The 1,501-nt window shown below is 66.2% G+C and carries 1 protein-coding gene and 1 pseudogene; one reads left to right on the top strand and one right to left on the bottom strand.

Going from position 1 to position 1,501, the window contains the following annotated elements; all coding sequences use genetic code 11:
• A partial coding sequence (locus DBR23_RS29050) for a 1-acyl-sn-glycerol-3-phosphate acyltransferase (protein ID WP_108500347.1) occupies positions 1-1,293 on the top strand: 1,293 nt, incomplete at its 5' end.
• 36 nt (positions 1,294-1,329) lie between these two features.
• Here DBR23_RS29050 and DBR23_RS29045 read toward each other — a convergent pair.
• Positions 1,330-1,501: pseudogene (locus DBR23_RS29045) on the bottom strand (tripartite tricarboxylate transporter substrate binding protein); the annotation flags it as partial.

Here is a 1,501-nt window from a genome sequence, read left to right as displayed (position 1 = left end):
GCCACCGACCCGGGGCTCACCATCAACTGGAATCCCTTCACCGAAACCTGGCGCAACCTCAAGCTGGCACACGAGAACATCGTGGTGTTCCGCTCGCTGCTGGGCATCAGCTGGATGTGGTTCTTTGGCGCGGTGTTTCTGAGCCAATTCCCCAGCCTGGCCAAGAACGTGCTGCATGGCAACGAGCAGGTGGCTTCGCTGCTGCTGGTGGTGTTCTCCATCGGCATTGGTGTGGGCTCGCTGCTGTGCGAGGTGCTGTCGCGCCGCCATGTCGAGATCGGCCTGGTGCCACTGGGCGCCATCGGCATGAGCGTGTTCTCCATCGACCTGTATTTCGCGTCGCGCAGCCTGCCACCGTCCGAGATCATGGGCCTGGCCGCCTTCGTGGCCCAGGGCGCCCACTGGCGCGTGATGCTGGACCTGGCGCTGCTCAGCCTGTTTGCGGGCCTGTACAGCGTGCCCATGTATGCGCTGATCCAGATGCGCAGCCAGCCCACACACCGCGCGCGCATCATCGCGGCCAACAACATCCTCAACGCGCTGTTCATGATCGGCAGCTCGCTCATCGCCGGCGCCCTGCTGGGCGCGGGCTTCACGGTGCCCCAGATCTTCCTGTTCACCGGCCTGGCCAACGCCGTGGTGGCGTTCTACATCTTCATGCTGGTGCCCGAGTACCTGCTGCGCTTCATCGCGTGGGTGTCGTCGCGGTTCGTGTACCGCTTCAAGGTGCAGGGCGATGAAAACCTGCCGTCCACCGGCGCGGCCATCCTGGCGTGCAACCACGTGAGCTTTGTGGATGCCGTGCTGCTCATGGCCGCCAGCCCGCGCCCCATCTACTTCGTGATGGACCACCGCATCTTCCGCGTGCCGGTGCTGGGCTGGCTGTTCCGCCTGGCCAAGGCGATCCCGATTGCGCCGTACAAGGAAGACCCGAAGACCTATGAAGCCGCCTTTGACCGCGCCGCCCAGGTGCTGCGCGAAGGTGACCTGCTCGCCATCTTCCCCGAGGGGGGCATCACCAAGGACGGACAGCTGCAGGAGTTCAAGGGCGGCATCATGAAGATCATCGAGCGGGCGAAGGCCGAGGGTGTCGAGGCCCCGGTGATCCCCATGGCGCTGACCAACCTGTGGGGCTCGTACTTCAGCCGCATCGAAAAGGGCGGCGCCATGGTGCGGCCCTTCCGCCGGGGCTTCTACAGCCGCGTGGGGCTGAATGTGGGCTCTGCCGTCGCGCCGACCGAGGTGCAGCCCACGCTGCTGCGCGAGCGGGTGCAAAAGCTGCTGACGGCCTGACCGAGGGGCGTGCAAGCCGCCCGTGGCTGGGCGGGCTCAGTCCGCCCGGATCTGCGCGCGCTGGGCAATGGCGCGCATGCGTGGCAACTCGTCTTCGATCTGCGCCAGCACGGCATCGCCCGTGGCGTAAGACGGCTCCAGCCCTGCGGCGATGAGCTTGCTGCGGATCTCGGCGTCCGCCATCGTATCGGCCAGTGCCTTGTGCAGC

This window comes from Acidovorax sp. HMWF018, assembly GCF_003061035.1.
GTDB classification, from domain to species: Bacteria; Pseudomonadota; Gammaproteobacteria; order Burkholderiales; family Burkholderiaceae_C; genus Acidovorax; species Acidovorax delafieldii.
This window is presented reverse-complemented; position numbering and strand designations above follow the sequence as displayed.